Consider the following 14,982-nt stretch of genomic DNA (forward strand, 5'->3'; position numbering starts at 1 on the left):
ATCCCGTCCCGTCCGCTCTGGTTAATCTTTGTACTTGCTGAGAAGCATCGACCCGTTCGTGCCGCCGAAGCCGAACGAGTTGGTCATCACCGTGTCCAGACCGGCCCCGTCCACCCGCTCGGTCGCGATCTCGGCCGGATCGAGCGCGGGGTCGAGGGTTTCGACGTTGATCGAGGGGATGATGAAATCATGTTCGAGCGCCAGCAGGCAGTAGATCGCCTCCTGCGCGCCGGTCGCGCCCTGGCTGTGGCCGGTCATAGACTTGGTCGAGCTGATCGGCGGGGTGGAGCCCTGGCCGAAGACGCGGCGCACGGCCTCGACCTCGCCCACGTCGCCCACCGGGGTGGATGTGCCATGGGCGTTGATATAGCTCACGCGGCGGCCCTCGGGCAGGGTCGAAAGCGCCACGCGCATCGCCCGTTCGCCGCCCTCGCCCGATGGCGCGACCATGTCGGCGCCGTCCGAGGTCGCGCCGTAGCCGGTCACCTCGGCATAGATCTTCGCCCCGCGCGCCTTCGCGTGCTCGAGCTCCTCGAGCACGATCATGCCGCCGCCGCCCGAGATCACGAAACCGTCGCGGTCGGCGTCGAAGGCGCGGCTGGCGCGTTCCGGCGTGTCATTGAATTTCGACGACATCGCGCCCATCGCGTCGAAGAGGCACGAGAGCGTCCAGTCGAGCTCTTCGCCGCCACCGGCGAACATCACGTCCTGCTTGCCCATCATGATCTGCTCGGCGGCGTTGCCGATGCAATGCAGCGAGGTCGAGCAGGCCGAGGTGATGGAATAGTTGATCCCCTTGATACGGAACGCGGTCGAGAGGTTCGCGCTCACCGTCGAGCACATGCATTTCGGCACGGCGAAGGGGCCGACCCGCTTGGTGCCCCCGGTCTTCAGCACGGTCTGGTGCGCGGCGAGCATGGCGCTGGTCGAGGGGCCGCCCGATCCGGCGACGAGACCCGTGCGCGGGTTCACCACGTCGCTTTCCTCGAGGCCGGCATCAGCGATCGCCTGGCTCATCGCGATATGCGCGTAGGCCGCGCCCGGCCCCATGAAGCGCAGCGTGCGCTTGTCGACGTGATCGGTGACGTCGATGTCGATCGCACCCGCCACCTGGCTCCGGAACCCGTGTTCCGCCATCTCCTCGTTGAACGAGATGCCCGACCGGCCCGCCTTGAGCGAGGCCAGAACCTCCTCGGCATCGGTGCCGATCGAGGAGACGATCCCCAGACCTGTGACGACAACGCGGCGCATGAGCGTGCCCCTCCCCCTACGGTTTGCACCCTTGTGTAATTCAACGCGGGCAAGCGGGGCAAGCAGTTAACCGGAGGTCCGGCCGTCGACCCCGCGACCCCGCGACCGGCCCCGCGAGCGCGCGCGACGTGAGCGTGATGCCCGACCAGCGCGCCCGCCGGCGGCGTCAGCTTTCGCTCAGCGCCACCTTCATGTCCTTGACCTGGTAGATCACTTCGCCGTCGGCCTCGACCCGGCCGTCGGCCACGCCCATGGTCAGCCGCCGTGTCTGAACCGCCTTGGTGAAATCGACGTAATAGGTCAGCATCTCGCGGTCGGGGCGCACCATCCCGGTGAGCTTCACCTCGCCCACGCCGAGCGCATAGCCGCGCCCCTGCCAGCCGCGCCAGCCGAGGTTGAAGCCGGTCAACTGCCACAGCCCGTCGAGGCCAAGGCAGCCGGGCATGATCGGGTTGCCGGGGAAATGGCACTTGAAGAACCAGAGATCGGGGGTGATGTCGAACTCGGCCACCACGTGGCCCTTGCCGTGCGCGCCGCCGTCCGCGGACACCTCGGTGATCCGGTCCATCATGAGCATCGGCGGCTCGGGCAATTGCGCGTTGCCCTCGCCGAACAGCTCACCGCGTGCGCATTTCAGCAGATCGTCCTTGTCGAAGCTGCTCGGGTAATTGGCCATTAAGGCAGTCCCTTTCCGGTCATCATCCTTTGTTCCCCTCTAACACCGGGCCGCGCGGCCATGCAAGCGCACTGGCCGGTGGTCCATTGCGGAAATCTGTTTGAAATTCCCCCGCTTCGCCCCCTATATTCCCCTGAAGACCCAACCCGAGGCACCCATGACGTCGCAAGCGACAGAGCGCGGAACCGAATGGCTCACGAATGCAGGGCTTCGCCCGACGCGGCAGCGTGTCGCGCTGGCGGCGCTGCTCGTGGGCGACGGCAAGCACCGTCACGTGACCGCCGAGAGCCTCTTCGCCGCCGTCCAGGGCAACGGCGACAGCGTGTCGCTCGCCACCGTCTACAACACGCTGCGCGCGTTCTGCGACGCGGGCCTCATGCAGGAGGTCATGGTGGACGGGGCCAAGAGCTATTTCGACACCAACACCCATGACCATCCGCATTTCTACTGGGAGGACGAGCAGCGGCTTTCGGACGCGCCCGCCGACCAGCTCGAGATCCGGCAGCTTCCCGACGCGCCGGCGGGGGCCGAGATCGCCAAGGTCGACGTCGTGATCCGCCTGCGCAAGAAAGCGTGAGGCGGGGTCTTGCGCGCGATCATCTACAGTGAGTTCGGGCCCGCGGCCGATGTGCTGCAGGCCCATGACCTGCCCGATCCCGAGGCCGGTCCGGGCGAGGTCTTGGTGCGGCTGGCCTATTCCGGGGTCAACCCGTCGGATGCCAAGGCGCGCGCCGGGTCCCGGCCCGGGGTGACGAAGCCCGCCTTCGAGCGTATCGTCCCCCATTCGGACGGGGCGGGCGTGATCGAGGCGGTGGGCGACGGGGTCGATCCGGGCCGCGTGGGCGAACGGGTCTGGATCTGGAACGGCCAGTGGCAGCGCGCCTTCGGCACCGCGGCCGAGCTGATCGCGCTTCCCGCCGCGCAGGCGGTGCCGCTGCCCGAGGGTGTGTCGCCCGAGACGGGGGCCTGTCTCGGCATTCCGGGCCTCACGGCGGCGCATACGGTCTTCGGCGGCGGTGACGTGAGCGGGCAGACGCTGCTGATCAGCGGCGGCGCGGGCGCAGTGGGGCACAATGCCGTTCAGCTTGCCAAGTGGGGCGGCGCGCGGGTGATCGCCACCTGCGGCGAGGCCGGCATGGAGCGGGTCCGCGCGGCGGGGGCCGATGCGGTGTTCGACTACGGCGATCCCGACCTGGCCGAGAAGATCGCCGAGGCGAGCGGGGGCAATGGCATCGACCGTGCCGTCGAGGTCGAATTCGGCCAGAATGCCGCCCTCCTGGGCGAGGTCATGCGCCCCAATGGCACGATCTGCGCCTACGGGTCCGGCAAGGAGATGACGCCCACCCTGCCCTTCGGTCCCTACCTCTTCAAGGCCCTGACGCTCGACATCGTGCTGATCTACATCCTCGAGGATGCGCGCCGCGACGCGGCCATCGCGCGGCTGCACGACGCGCTCACCGCCGGCGCGCTCAAGCCCGCGATCGACGCCATCCATCCGCTCGAGGACTGCGCCAAGGCCCATGACGCTGTGATGACGCCGGGGCGCAACGGCGCGGTTCTCCTGAAGCTCTGAAACGAGAAAGGCCCCGCGGCGGCTGTCGCCCGGGGCCTTTCGGTGTCACGTCAAGGGTCGCGCGTCACGCGATGGCGACAAGCTCCACCTCGAAGGTCAGGTCCTTGCCGGCGAGCGCGTGGTTCGCGTCGAGCGTCACGGTCTCGTCGGTGACGTCCACCACGGTCACGGGCAGCACCTGACCATTCTCGGTCTGGACCTGCAGCTGCGTGCCGGGGTCGAGCGGGATGTCGGCGGGGATGCCCTCGCGCGGCACCTCCTGCCGGGCGTTGGGATCGACCTGGCCATAGGCCTGATCGGCGGGCACCTCGACGGTTTTCGTATCGCCCACGCTCATGCCGGGCATGGCCTGGTCGAGGCCGGGGATGATCTGGCCCGAGCCGACCTCGAAGGCGAGCGGGTCGCGCCCCTCGCTGCTATCGAAAACGGTGCCATCGGCAAGGGTGCCCTTGTAATGGATATGGACGGTGTCACCCGATTTCACTTCGGTCATGAAAAGCTCCGATCTTGTAGGGGAATTCTGGTGGTTCGTGTGTGGCAAGGCCGCGCGTCACGTCGGCGCGCGGGTGCTTGGGCGAATCTGTCGCAAGCGTAACAAGCCGTTCCCGGCGTTGCAAACAGGCGCCCCGTGGCGGGATTGGGGCCTTTTCCCTCCCGCGCATCCGTGACACTCTCGCCCCCGGACAGCATCAGCCGGAGGGGCCGCCCTTGCCCGTCACCACCTGCATCTTCGACGCCTACGGCACGCTTTTCGACGTGGCCGCCGCGGCGCGCCGGGCAGCGGGCGAGCCGGGGCGCGAGGCATTTGCCGAGCACTGGCCTTCCATCGCCGAGGCCTGGCGGCTCAAGCAGCTTCAATACAGTTGGCTGCGCGCCATCACCGGAGAGCATACGAGCTTCTGGCAGGTGACACGGGACGCGCTCGACTGGGCGCTCGAGGCGCAGGGGATGGAGGCCGACGCGGAGCTGCGCGAGCGGCTCCTGCAACTCTACTGGGAACTCGAGGCATATCCCGAGGTGCCCGACATGCTGTGCGCGCTCAAGGAGGCGGGGTTCGCCACGGCGATCCTCTCGAACGGCTCGCCCGACATGCTCGAAGGCGCGGTTTCGTCGGCGGGCCTCTCCGGGCATCTCGACGATTGCCTCTCGGTCGAGGCGGTGGGGGTCTTCAAGCCGCACGCCTCGGTCTATGATCTCGTGGGCAAGCGGTTCGGCTGCGACCGCTCCGACGTGCTTTTCGTGTCGTCGAACGGCTGGGACGTGGCGGCGGCGGCGGGCTACGGTTTCCGCACCGTATGGGTCAACCGCGCGGGCGACCCGGTGGATCGCCTGCCGGCGCGGCCCGACGCGGTGCTGCGCGACCTGACCGCCATTCCCGACATGGCGGCGCGCTGATGCCGCGCTTCACGACGCAAGACGGGCTGGGCCTGCATTTCGAGGAAGAGGGCGACGGCCTTCCGGTGCTCTGCCTCGCCGGTCTCACCCGAAACGGCGGCGATTTCGAGTTCCTGATGCCGCATCTCGATCTGGCGCATGTCCGCGCGATCCGCATGGATTACCGTGGCCGGGGACAGTCGGATCACGCGGCCGACTTCATGACCTATTCGATCCTGCAGGAGGCGCAGGACGCGGTGGCGCTTCTCGATCATCTCGGGATCGAGCGCGCCGCGATCATCGGCACCTCGCGCGGCGGGCTTATCGCGATGGTGCTGGCCGGGCTGCACCGCGATCGCCTGGCCGGGGTGGTCCTGAACGATATCGGGCCGGATATCGCGCAGGTGGGGCTGGCGCGGATCATGGACTACGTCGGACGCGCGCCGAGTTTTCCCGATCTCGATGCGGCGGGCCACGGGCTTCACGCGCTCTACGAGGCCGATTTCCCCGGTGTCCCGGTCGAACGGTGGCGCCGGCAGGCGGAATTGATGTGGTATGAAAAGCCCGGTGGCGGGCTTGGCCTGCGCTATGACGCGCGGCTGCGCAACGCGATGATCGCCCAGGCCGAGGCAGGCCCCACCCCCGACCTCTGGCCGCTTTTCGACCAGCTCGCCACGGTCCCGCTCTGCGCGTTGCGGGGGGCCAACTCGGACCTGCTGACGCCCGAAACGCTCGACCGGATGCAGGCGCATATCCCCGGAATGGCCGCCGTGACCGTCGCCGACCGCGCCCATGTGCCCTTCCTCGACGAGCCCGAGGCCGTCGCCGCGATTCACGCCCTGCTGGAGCAAGCCCGATGACCGACATCACCATGATCCGCGCCGCCGCCGCGCGCCTCGAGGGCCATGCGCGGCGCACGCCGCTCCTCAATTCCCCCTTCCTCGACGAGATCGCGGGGCGGCCCGTCTGGATCAAGCCGGAGTGTTTGCAACATACCGGCAGCTTCAAGTATCGCGGCGCGCGCGCGGCGCTCTCGGCGCTCGATCCCGGCACACGGAACGAGGGGGTGATCGCCTTTTCCTCGGGCAACCATGCGCAGGGGATCGCGCGCGCGGCGCAGGAATTCGGCGTCCCGGCGGTGATCGTCATGCCGAGGGATGCCCCGGCGCTCAAGATCGCGAACACCCGCGCCATGGGCGCCGAGGTGGTGCTTTATGATCGCGCCGCGGGCGAGAGCCGCGAGGAGATCGGCGAGACGCTGATGCGCGAGCGAGGCCTCACGCTCGTGCGCCCCTATGACGAGCCGGAGGTCATCGCCGGTCAGGGCACCACGGGGCTCGAGATCGCCGAGCAGGCCCGCGAGGCGGACATCGCGGCGGCGGACGTGCTGGTCTGCTGCGGCGGTGGCGGCTTCACCTCGGGCATCGCGCTGGCGCTCGAGGCCGAGGCGCCGGGGCTGCGTGCCCGGCCGGTGGAGCCGGAAGGCTTCGACGACGTGGCGCGCTCGCTCGTCTCGGGTCGGATCGAGCGCAACGCGGCCCCCGCCGGGAGCCTCTGCGACGCGATCATCACCCCTGCCCCCGGCGAGATCACCTTTCCCATCATGCGCCGACTCTGCGGCCCGGGCATCGTGGTGAGCGACGAGGACGCGCTGCGCGCCATGGCGCTCGCCTTCCAGCGGCTCAAGCTCGTGGCGGAACCGGGCGGCGCCGTGGCTCTGGCGGCCGCGCTCTTCCATGCCGACGAGATCGAGGCGCCTGCCGTGATCTGCACGATCTCGGGCGGCAATGTCGACCGGGTGATCTTCGAACGCGCGCTCGCGACCCTCGGCTGAGGCCCGCCGCCCGCACGCGACAGGCGGGGCCGGACCCCGCACGAAATCCGGGGGTTGATCGTTCGCGCGAATGCGGTCAGCGTCGGGAGACCGGGGAAAGGAACGCCATGCCAAGGATCAGGGCCGCCATCTGCCACCGTTTCGGTGCGCCGCTCGAGATCGCGGAGGTCGATCTGCGCGACCCGGGGCCCGGCGAGGTCATGGTCGACCTGCACGCGGTGGCGATCTGCCATTCGGATATCTCCTACGCGGACGGCGCCTGGGGCGGGACGCTCCCGGCGGTCTATGGCCACGAGGCCGCGGGCCTCGTCGCGGCGGTGGGCCCCGGGGTCACGGGCCTGCGCACCGGCGCGCGGGTGGTGGTGACGCTGATCCGGGCTTGCGGGCAATGCGCAAGCTGCGCGGCGGGCGCGCCGACGCGCTGCGATACGGCGCAGCCGGAGGACGGCCCGCTCACGCGGATCGGGGGCGGCGCGCTGCATCAGGCGATGGCCTGCGGGGCCTTCGCCGAGAAGGTCGTCGTGCACCAGAGCCAGCTTGTCGAGTTGCCAGAAGGGATCGCGATGGATACCGCCTCGCTCCTGGCTTGCGGGGTGATCACCGGGGTGGGCGCGGTGGTCAACGCGGCGCGACTGCGGCCCGGACAGGACGCGGTGGTGATCGGCGCGGGCGGCGTCGGGCTCAACACCATCCAGGGCGCCCGCATCGCCGGGGCTCGGCGCATCGTGGCGGTCGACCTCACCCGAGGAAAGCTGGACGTCGCGCGCGAGTTCGGCGCGACCGACACGGTGCTGGCCACCGATGCCAAGCCGTGGCGCGCGGCCAAGGAGGCGCTCGGGCGGGGCGCGGACGCGGTCTTCGTCACGGTGGGCGCGATCGCCGCTTTCGAGACGGCACCCCGCTACCTCGCGCCGGGCGGGCGTGTCATCATGGTCGGCATGCCCCCCTCGGGCGCGGCCGCAAGCTACGAGCCGGTCAATTTCGCGGCGAGCGGCCAGGGCCTCGTCGGTTCCAAGATGGGCGACGTGGTCATCCGCCGCGACATCCCCTGGATGGCCGATCTCTACCTCCAGGGGCGCCTGAAGCTCGACGAGCTGATCTCGGGGCGCTGGCGCCTCGACCAGATCAACGAGGCCATCGCCGACACGAAATCCGGCACGGCGAAGCGCAACGTGATCATCCTTCAATGAGGGCATCCCCTTCTTCTTGCCGGAAACATCCCGGGGAGCGCGAGGGGCTGGCCCCTCGCCCCCGTCGGATCGTGCCAACCATGCGACATTGACCACGAGAGGTTAACATCCCATGAAACTCGCGGACCTCGACATCATCGTGACCGCCCCGCCCGCGCCGGGCTGGGGCGGGCGCTACTGGATCCTGGTCAAGCTCACCACCGACACGGGGCTGACCGGCTGGGGCGAATGCTATGCCACCGCCATCGGCCCCGGGGCGATGCGCGCCGTGATCGGCGACGTGTTCGCGCGGCACATGGAGGGCGAGAGCCCCGAGAATATCGAGCTGATGTTCCGCCGGGCCTATTCGGCAGGCTTCACGCAGCGGCCGGACCCCACGGTCATGGGCGCCTTCTCGGGGCTCGAGATCGCCTGCTGGGACATCCTGGGCAAGGCGCGCGAGCGGCCGGTCTGGGCGCTTCTGGGCGGACGGATGAACGCGCGGGTGCGCGCCTATACCTATCTCTATCCCCTGCCCCATCACGACGTCTCGGCCTTCTGGACCTCGCCCGAGATGGCGGCGGAGTCGGCCGAGGCCTGTGTAAGCGCCGGATATACGGCGATAAAGTTCGATCCGGCCGGCCCCTACACGATCCGGGGCGGACATATGCCGGGACGGCGCGACATCGCGCTGTCGGTGGCGTTCTGCAAGGCCATACGCGAGGCGGTGGGCGACCGGGCGGACCTGCTTTTCGGCACGCATGGGCAGTTCACCACCGCAGGCGCGATCCGCCTCGGGCGGGCGATCGCGCCCTACGATCCGCTCTGGTACGAAGAGCCCATTCCCCCCGACAACGTCGCCCAGATGGCCGAGGTCGCGCGCGCCGTTCCGATCCCGGTCGCGACCGGCGAACGCCTTGTTTCCAAGGCGGAATTCGCGCCCGTGTTGCGGGCGGGGGCGGCGGCGATCCTGCAACCGGCGCTGGGGCGCGTGGGCGGCATCTGGGAGGCAAAGAAGATCTCCGCCATGGCGGAGGCCTACAACGCGCAGGTGGCGCCGCATCTCTATGCGGGGCCGGTGGAATGGGCGGCCAACATCCACCTCGCCGCCTCGATTCCGAACCTCTTGATGGCCGAGACGATCGACACCGGGTTTCACCGCAGCCTCATCCGGCAAAGTATTGAAATGGATGGCGGATTCGTCATTCCACCCGAGACGCCGGGTCTCGGGATCGAGGTGGACGAGGCGCTGGCACGGGCGCATCCCTACGAGGGCACGGGGCTTCATCTCGAGATGCAGGAGGCGCCCTGCGACTACGAGCGCGGCAACGCGTTCCAGGGCGGCGCGGCAGAGACATCGGCCAAGGGTTAACGGGCCGCACCCCACGTCGGTATCCATGTCGGTATCCACGTCGGTATCGCGTCGGTGGAGGGTGAGTCGCGGCAATCGTTAAAGGGGCGTGCGCAGGACGGCGACGGACCGGACCGATCTCGCGGCCCTTTTGGGGGTGATTTCAGGGCAGGAGCCCCAGCCAGAGCCAGGCCGTGAGCGGCGTGACGGCGGTGGCGAGCAGCACGCTCGAGGCCGCGACCTTGCGCGCGCGCCCATACATGTTGGCGAAGATGTAGCTGTTGACCCCCGGCGCCATCGCCGCCGTCACCACGGCCGAGCGCGTCGCCGCATCGGGCAGCTCGAGAAGCGCCGCGAGCGCGCGGGTGATCGCCGGGTGGACCAGGAGCGAAAGCGCCATCACGCAGGCGATGAGGCGCAGATCGCCCTGTGGCTTGTATTGCACGAGCACCCCGCCCAACCCGAAAAGCGCCGCCGGCAGCGCCGCCCGCGCCAGAAGCGTCACGCCGTCCCAGAGCGGCGCGGGCACGGCGAGGCCCGAGAGGTTGACCGCGAAACCGAGCCCGATCCCGATGATGAGCGCGTTCGAGAACATCGCGCGCCCGACGCGCGGCAGGAAGGCGAACCGTCCGGCGCCGCGGGCACGGGCCAGTTCCATCGCGGTGATCCCCACGCCGTAGCAGAAGGGCGAATGGACGGCGATGATCGCGTAGTTCGCCACCAGTGCCTCGGGCCCGTAGGCGCGTTCGGTGATCAGGAGGCCCAGCAGCACCGAGTTGGAGAAGAGACAGCAGAAGCCCACCGCGATCGCCTCTTCGAGCTCGCGCCCGAAGAGGCGCAGCGCGATGAAGGTGCCAGCGAGGAACGACAGGAAGGCGCCCGAATAGAAGCTGAGCAGCAACCGCCAGTCGAACCCCGCCCCGAGGTCGAGCCGCGCGATGGCCGAGAAAAGCAGGCACGGGATCGCGAAGTTCTGCGTGAACCGCATGAGACCGTCCACGTGGACCTGGGCGAACCAGCCGCGCCAGACCGCGAGATAGCCGAAACCGATGACGCCGAAGACCGGCAGGATGACCTCGACCAGCGCCTGCATCGCGGCGGCGCTCAGACCGTCTGGGTCAGCACCATGCCGTCATGGGCGGGCGTGATCCAGTCGGGCAACTCGGCGACGAGCGTGTCGTAATCCATGTCGATATGCATGTTGGTGAGCACGCCCTGCCGCGGTCGCGCGCGGTGCATCCATTCGAGCGAGCGTTCGAGATGGGCATGTGTCGGATGCGGGGTGCGCCGCAGCGCGTCGAGGATCCAGATATCGAGCCCCTCCAGCACGGGCCACGAGGTCTCGGGGATCTCGGCCACGTCGGGCAGATAGGCAAGATCGCCGACGCGGAACCCCAGCGCCTCCATCGAGCCGTGGTTCACCTCGAAGGGTGTCAGCACGACGTCGCCGCCCGCCCCCGAGATCGTGATGTCGCCGTTGATCGTATGCATGTCGAGGATCGGCGGATAGGGCGAGCTTGCGGGCTGGATGAAGGCATAGGCGAAACGGCCCAGAAGCGCGTTCTGCGTGTCGCCGTCGGCCCAGACCGGCAGACGTTCGCGGCGGTTGAAAACGACGACGCGCAGATCATCGAGCCCGTGGACGTGATCGGCGTGGCTGTGGGTGTAGACCACGGCGTCGAGCACGCCCACGCCCGCGTCGAGCAGTTGCGCGCGCAGATCGGGCGAGGTGTCGATCAGCACGCGGGTGGTCCCCCTCTCGCCCTCCTGTTCGATCAGGAGCGAGCAGCGGCGGCGCGTGTTGCGGGGATTCGCGGGGTCGCAATCGCCCCAGTGCCCGCCAAGGCGCGGCACCCCGCCCGACGAGCCGCATCCGAGGATGGTGAAGCGGCGGGTCTTGCTCATGAGGCGGCCTCGAAGGCCGGCACCTTGCTGAAAAGGCGCGCGAAATTCGCCTGCGTCTGTGCCGCGAAATCGGGCCAGTCCATGCCGAAGACCTCGGCGCCCACCTGCCCGGTATGGACGGTATAGGCGGGCTCGTTGCGCTTGCCGCGATGGGGCGGCGGCGCGAGATAGGGCGCATCGGTCTCGAGCAGGATGCGCTCCACGGGTGCGCTCGCGAAGATCTCGCGCAGTTCGGACGAGCGCGGGAAGGCCGCGATGCCCGACATCGAGAGGTAAAACCCGAGATCGAGCGCCGCGCGCGCCAGCCCCGCGCCCGACGAGAAGCAGTGCATCACGCAGGAATAGGCGCCGCGCCCGTGTTCCTCGGCCAGGATGCGGGCCATGTCGGCATCCGCGTCGCGCGCGTGGATGATGAGCGGCAGTCCCGTCTCGCGCGCGGCGGCGATATGGATGCGCAGGCTCTCCTGCTGCGCCTCGGCGCTTTGGGACGTGTAGTGGTAGTCGAGCCCGGTCTCGCCGATGCCGACGCATTTCGGGTGTTCGGCTATGGTCAAAAGCTCATCGAGCGTGGCCATGGGCTCGTCCGCCACGGACATCGGGTGCGTGCCCGCCGCGTAGAAGACGGGCGCATGCGCCTCGGCCAGCGCGCGCACGGCGGGTTCGTTGCGGAGCCTGGTGCAGATCGTGACCATGCGCGTGACGCCGGCGCGCAGGGCACGGGCGATCACCTCGTCGATCTCGTCGTTCAGTTCGGGGAAATCGAGGTGGCAATGGCTGTCGGTGATCTCGACGCGGCTCATGGGGCCTCCGGGAGGGTCGTTCAGGCGGTCTCTTTCAGTCTGAACACCGTATCAAGCACGAGCGCGGCAGGGTCAAGGTTGACCGCGCGGGCGTGGCGGGCGCGGGCGCCGATCTCGGCCGCGCGGTCGGCCCAGGCGCGGGCCGCGGACGGATCGGGGGCGAGGCGGGCGAGCGTTTCTGCCTCGCCGGGCGCGGCGGGGGGATCGGGGGGCGTGCCCGTGGCGCCGGTGCGCGCGAGCCGTGCGAGCAGCACGTCGAGCAGCGAGAGCAGGAGGTCGAGACGGTCCTCGGCCCCGCGCGCCGCCACCGTGTCGGCCAGCGCGAGCGCGCGGGGCCGGTCGAGGCGCGGCAGGCTTCCGACGATGGCCAGCAGTTCGGCATAGAGGTCGAGCCCGCCCAGGTTCGCGAGGCGCACCGCCTCGCCCACCGATCCGGCGGCCAGCGCCGCGAGCGCCTCGGCGCTGTCGGTCTCGACCCCCGCCTGGGCGAGGGCGCGCGCCATGTCGTCGGGCGAGAGCGGCAGGAGGCGCAATTCGCGGCAGCGCGAGCGGATCGTCGGCAGAAGGCGCGCGGGCGCGTGGCTCACGAGGAGAAGCGTGGTGCGTGCGGGCGGCTCCTCGAGCATCTTGAGAAGCGCGTTGGCGGCCTGCACGTTCATCTCGTCGGCGCTGTCGATGATGACGACGCGATGACCGCCCTCGGTCGAGGAAAGCTGGAGGAAGCGGTTCAGGTCGCGCACGTCCTCGGCCACGATCTGCGCGCGCAGGCGGTCGGTCTTGGGGTTCACGCTTCGCGTGATGTGATAGAGCCCCGGGTCCGAGCCCGCGCGGACGCGGGCGGCGACGGGGTGGTCGCCGGGGATCGCGAGCGTTTCGGGCCGGGGCGGCGCGCCGAAGAGCCCGCCGTCACCGCCGGGCGCGGGTGTTGCCAGAAGGAAGCGCGCGATCCGCCAGGCGAGCGTCGCCTTGCCCACGCCGCGCGGCCCCGTGAGAAGCCAGCCGTGATGCAGCCGCCCGCCGGTGAAAGCGTCGAGAAAGGCCGCCTCGGCAGCGCCCTGCCCGATCAGCGCGGGCGTGTCGCGCGGATGCGGCGCGCCTTCGACGCGGTCCGGCTGGGGGGTGGCGGCATCGCTCATGCGAGGCGCTCCCGCACGATGCGGGCCACGTCGGCGGCGACCTCCCCGGCGTCGCGCGCGCCGTCGATGACGGCGATGCGGTCGGGGTACTCGCGCGCGAGGTCGAGGAATCCCGCGCGCATCCGCTCCTGCCAGTCGAGGCCCATCCGCTCGAACCGTTCCTCGCCGCCCGCGCGGTCCAGCGCGCGCTCGAGGCCCAGGGACGGGTCCATGTCGACCAGCAGCGTGAGGTCGGGCTCGCGCCCGATGACGAGGCGGTGCAGCGCATCCACCATGTCGCGCAGGTCGGGCCGCGCAAGGCCCTGGTACATGCGCGTGCTGTCGGAGAAACGGTCGCAGATCACCACCTCCCCGGCGGCGAGCGCGGGGGCGATCACCCGCTCCATGTGATCGCGGCGCGCGGCGGTGAAGAGCAGGATCTCGGTCTCGGGCGACCAGCGATCGGCGGCGCCCTCGAGCACCAGCGCGCGGATCTCCTCGGCGCCCGGCGAGCCGCCCGGCTCGCGCGTGAGACGCAGGCGGCGTCCCTCGGCACGCAGCGTGTCGGCAAGGCGGCGCGCCTGCGTGGATTTGCCCGACCCGTCGATGCCCTCGAAGGTGATGAAAAGGCCCGGTCTCGAACTGTCGCGGGCCGCGCCCTGGCTCAACTCGCCTCCTCCGCGGCGCTCTCGGCCTCGGGGCCGCGTTGCAGGCGGGTGAGCAGCAGCGACGAGACGGTCTTGATCCGGTTCACGAAGCCGCCGCGCGCCACGTCCGACGCCGCGACGAGCGGCACGCGCGTCTCGGGCAGGCCCTCGGGCGCGAAGACCAGCTCGGCCAGTTCGTCCCCTTGCGAGATCGGCGCCTCGATGGGCCCCTGGTAGACCACCTCGGCCTTGAGCGGACCGGCGGACATGGCGGGCATCAGCGTGCTCACGTCGTCGCGCGCCATGAGGCCCACGCTGGCCGTCTCGCCCATCCAGACATCGGCGCGCGCGACCTCGGTTCCGCCCGCGACGACCTGGCGTTCGGCGAACTGGCGGAAGGCCCAGTTGACGATGGCCTCGGCCTCCTCGGCGCGGGCATCGGCGCTGGCCAGGCCCGAGATCACGAAGATGACACGCCGACCGCCCTGCACCGCCGACCCGGCGAGGCCGTAGCCTGCCTCCTGCGTATGCCCGGTCTTGAGCCCGTCGGCCCCGATCCCGAGGGTCAGCAGCGGGTTGCGGTTGTAGCGGTTCTGCGCCTCCTTCTCGTCGAAGAGGAACTCGGTCTCGGCGAACATCGGATAGTATTCGGGGAAATCCTGTATGAGCTTGCGCGACACCAGCGCGAGATCGCGCATGCTCATCCGGTGGCCCGGTGCGGGCCAGCCGTTCGAGTTGGTGAAGGTGGAGTTCGTCATCCCCATGTTCTGCGCGCGGCGCGTCATGAAACGCGCGAACCCCGCCTCGGTGCCATCGGGGCTGAGCGCCTCGGCGATGACGGCGCAGGCGTCGTTGCCCGACAGCACGATGATGCCGCGGATGAGATCCTCGACCGTCACCCGCTCCCCGGGCTGGAGAAACATCGTCGAGCCGCCATATTGCGCCGCGTGCTGCGAGACGGGCAGTTCCTCGGTCATGGCAAGGCGTCCGTCGCGGATGGCCTCGAACGCCACGTAGAGCGTCATGAGCTTGGACATCGAGGCGGGCGGCAGCGGCTGATCGGCGTTCTTGGACAGAAGCACGGTGCCGGTGCCCACGTCGACCACGAAGGCCGCCGTGGCGCGCGTGTCGAAAGCGCGCGCGGGCAGCGCCATGGCCAGGGCCAGCAGGGCGGAAAGGGCGATACGGGTCAAAACAGTCATTGGCAGCGGTCCGTCTTTTCGTTGCGTGCAGGGCCCCCGGGGGCCGGCGGGAGCGGGTCGCGCCCCTCGCGGTCGCGCGATCCGT

General features: G+C 69.8%; 16 protein-coding genes. 7 read left to right on the forward strand and 9 right to left on the reverse strand.

Annotated features, from left to right (window positions below; all coding sequences use genetic code 11):
• Positions 1–21: 21 nt before the first annotated feature.
• A complete protein-coding gene (fabB, locus tag K1T73_RS12710; protein WP_220601057.1) occupies positions 22–1,251 on the reverse strand; it encodes a beta-ketoacyl-ACP synthase I in 1,230 nt (409 codons plus the stop codon).
• Positions 1,252–1,417: 166 nt separating this feature from the next.
• Positions 1,418–1,927, reverse strand: a complete 510-nt coding sequence (gene fabA / locus K1T73_RS12715; RefSeq protein ID WP_220601058.1) for a bifunctional 3-hydroxydecanoyl-ACP dehydratase/trans-2-decenoyl-ACP isomerase — start codon at positions 1,925–1,927, stop codon at positions 1,418–1,420.
• Positions 1,928–2,084: 157 nt separating this feature from the next.
• Here fabA and irrA point away from each other — a divergent pair, with 157 nt between their 5' ends.
• Together irrA and K1T73_RS12725 are read left to right on the forward strand one after the other, a co-directional pair.
• Positions 2,085–2,504, forward strand: a complete 420-nt coding sequence (irrA, locus tag K1T73_RS12720; protein WP_220601059.1) for an iron response transcriptional regulator IrrA — start codon at positions 2,085–2,087, stop codon at positions 2,502–2,504.
• A 9-nt stretch (positions 2,505–2,513) separates the two neighbouring features.
• Positions 2,514–3,500 carry an NADPH:quinone reductase gene (locus K1T73_RS12725; protein ID WP_220601060.1) on the forward strand — a complete coding sequence of 329 codons (987 nt, stop codon included), beginning with the start codon at positions 2,514–2,516 and terminating at the stop codon, positions 3,498–3,500.
• Between the two features lie 64 nt (positions 3,501–3,564).
• Here K1T73_RS12725 and K1T73_RS12730 read toward each other — a convergent pair whose 3' ends face one another.
• The gene (locus K1T73_RS12730) at positions 3,565–3,993 is read right to left on the reverse strand and encodes a peptidylprolyl isomerase (protein ID WP_220601061.1); all 429 of its coding nucleotides are present in this window, start codon (positions 3,991–3,993) and stop codon (positions 3,565–3,567) included.
• A gap of 215 nt (positions 3,994–4,208) precedes the next feature.
• On the opposite strand from K1T73_RS12730, the gene K1T73_RS12735 reads away from it, so the two are divergent.
• The 5 genes from K1T73_RS12735 (at position 4,209) to K1T73_RS12755 (ending at position 9,249) form a co-directional block, all read left to right on the forward strand.
• Complete coding sequence (locus K1T73_RS12735; RefSeq protein ID WP_220601062.1) at positions 4,209–4,895, forward strand: haloacid dehalogenase type II; 687 nt, start codon at positions 4,209–4,211, stop codon at positions 4,893–4,895.
• A complete protein-coding gene (locus K1T73_RS12740; RefSeq protein WP_220601063.1) occupies positions 4,895–5,734 on the forward strand; it encodes an alpha/beta fold hydrolase in 840 nt (279 codons plus the stop codon). The genes K1T73_RS12735 and K1T73_RS12740 overlap by 1 nt, the downstream gene beginning before the upstream one ends.
• Positions 5,731–6,708, forward strand: coding sequence for a threonine/serine dehydratase (locus K1T73_RS12745; RefSeq protein ID WP_220601064.1), 978 nt, complete (start codon positions 5,731–5,733; stop codon positions 6,706–6,708). Before K1T73_RS12740 ends, K1T73_RS12745 begins: the two co-directional genes overlap by 4 nt.
• 107 nt (positions 6,709–6,815) lie before the next feature.
• The gene (locus tag K1T73_RS12750) at positions 6,816–7,898 is read left to right on the forward strand and encodes a Zn-dependent alcohol dehydrogenase (protein WP_220601065.1); all 1,083 of its coding nucleotides are present in this window, start codon (positions 6,816–6,818) and stop codon (positions 7,896–7,898) included.
• 112 nt (positions 7,899–8,010) lie between these two features.
• On the forward strand, positions 8,011–9,249 hold the full coding sequence (locus tag K1T73_RS12755; RefSeq protein ID WP_220601066.1) for a mandelate racemase/muconate lactonizing enzyme family protein: 1,239 nt from the start codon (positions 8,011–8,013) through the stop codon (positions 9,247–9,249).
• A 142-nt stretch (positions 9,250–9,391) separates the two neighbouring features.
• On the opposite strand, the gene K1T73_RS12760 is transcribed toward K1T73_RS12755, so the two are convergent.
• Genes K1T73_RS12760 through K1T73_RS12785 form a run of 6 tightly spaced genes read right to left on the reverse strand, consistent with a single transcriptional unit; the run spans position 9,392 to position 14,897 of the window.
• Positions 9,392–10,321: an AEC family transporter gene (locus K1T73_RS12760; RefSeq protein ID WP_220601067.1), complete on the reverse strand. Its 930-nt coding sequence runs from the start codon at positions 10,319–10,321 to the stop codon at positions 9,392–9,394.
• An 11-nt stretch (positions 10,322–10,332) separates the two neighbouring features.
• Entirely contained in the window at positions 10,333–11,133 is an 801-nt protein-coding gene (locus tag K1T73_RS12765) for an MBL fold metallo-hydrolase (RefSeq protein ID WP_220601068.1), read from the reverse strand.
• Positions 11,130–11,933, reverse strand: a complete 804-nt coding sequence (locus K1T73_RS12770; RefSeq protein WP_220601069.1) for a TatD family hydrolase — start codon at positions 11,931–11,933, stop codon at positions 11,130–11,132. Before K1T73_RS12770 ends, K1T73_RS12765 begins: the two co-directional genes overlap by 4 nt.
• A gap of 20 nt (positions 11,934–11,953) precedes the next feature.
• Positions 11,954–13,069, reverse strand: coding sequence for a DNA polymerase III subunit delta' (locus K1T73_RS12775; RefSeq protein WP_220601070.1), 1,116 nt, complete (start codon positions 13,067–13,069; stop codon positions 11,954–11,956).
• The gene (gene tmk / locus K1T73_RS12780; protein WP_220601071.1) at positions 13,066–13,716 is read right to left on the reverse strand and encodes a dTMP kinase; all 651 of its coding nucleotides are present in this window, start codon (positions 13,714–13,716) and stop codon (positions 13,066–13,068) included. Before tmk ends, K1T73_RS12775 begins: the two co-directional genes overlap by 4 nt.
• Positions 13,713–14,897: a D-alanyl-D-alanine carboxypeptidase family protein gene (locus K1T73_RS12785; protein WP_220601072.1), complete on the reverse strand. Its 1,185-nt coding sequence runs from the start codon at positions 14,895–14,897 to the stop codon at positions 13,713–13,715. Before K1T73_RS12785 ends, tmk begins: the two co-directional genes overlap by 4 nt.
• Positions 14,898–14,982: the final 85 nt, after the last annotated feature.

It is taken from the genome of Roseovarius sp. SCSIO 43702 (genome assembly GCF_019599045.1).
In the GTDB taxonomy this organism is placed as follows: domain Bacteria; phylum Pseudomonadota; class Alphaproteobacteria; order Rhodobacterales; family Rhodobacteraceae; genus Roseovarius.

What these genes read in the sequence shown, in the direction of transcription:
- fabB (WP_220601057.1), bottom strand. Translation starts at nt 1,251, where the DNA reads ATGCGCCGCGTTGTCGTCACAGGTCTGGGGATCGTCTCCTCGATCGGC.
- fabA (WP_220601058.1), bottom strand. Translation starts at nt 1,927, where the DNA reads ATGGCCAATTACCCGAGCAGCTTCGACAAGGACGATCTGCTGAAATGC.
- irrA (WP_220601059.1), top strand. Translation starts at nt 2,085, where the DNA reads ATGACGTCGCAAGCGACAGAGCGCGGAACCGAATGGCTCACGAATGCA.
- K1T73_RS12730 (WP_220601061.1), bottom strand. Translation starts at nt 3,993, where the DNA reads ATGACCGAAGTGAAATCGGGTGACACCGTCCATATCCATTACAAGGGC.
- K1T73_RS12740 (WP_220601063.1), top strand. Translation starts at nt 4,895, where the DNA reads ATGCCGCGCTTCACGACGCAAGACGGGCTGGGCCTGCATTTCGAGGAA.
- K1T73_RS12745 (WP_220601064.1), top strand. Translation starts at nt 5,731, where the DNA reads ATGACCGACATCACCATGATCCGCGCCGCCGCCGCGCGCCTCGAGGGC.
- K1T73_RS12750 (WP_220601065.1), top strand. Translation starts at nt 6,816, where the DNA reads ATGCCAAGGATCAGGGCCGCCATCTGCCACCGTTTCGGTGCGCCGCTC.
- K1T73_RS12755 (WP_220601066.1), top strand. Translation starts at nt 8,011, where the DNA reads ATGAAACTCGCGGACCTCGACATCATCGTGACCGCCCCGCCCGCGCCG.
- K1T73_RS12760 (WP_220601067.1), bottom strand. Translation starts at nt 10,321, where the DNA reads ATGCAGGCGCTGGTCGAGGTCATCCTGCCGGTCTTCGGCGTCATCGGT.
- K1T73_RS12765 (WP_220601068.1), bottom strand. Translation starts at nt 11,133, where the DNA reads ATGAGCAAGACCCGCCGCTTCACCATCCTCGGATGCGGCTCGTCGGGC.
- K1T73_RS12770 (WP_220601069.1), bottom strand. Translation starts at nt 11,933, where the DNA reads ATGAGCCGCGTCGAGATCACCGACAGCCATTGCCACCTCGATTTCCCC.
- K1T73_RS12775 (WP_220601070.1), bottom strand. Translation starts at nt 13,069, where the DNA reads ATGAGCGATGCCGCCACCCCCCAGCCGGACCGCGTCGAAGGCGCGCCG.
- K1T73_RS12785 (WP_220601072.1), bottom strand. Translation starts at nt 14,897, where the DNA reads ATGACTGTTTTGACCCGTATCGCCCTTTCCGCCCTGCTGGCCCTGGCC.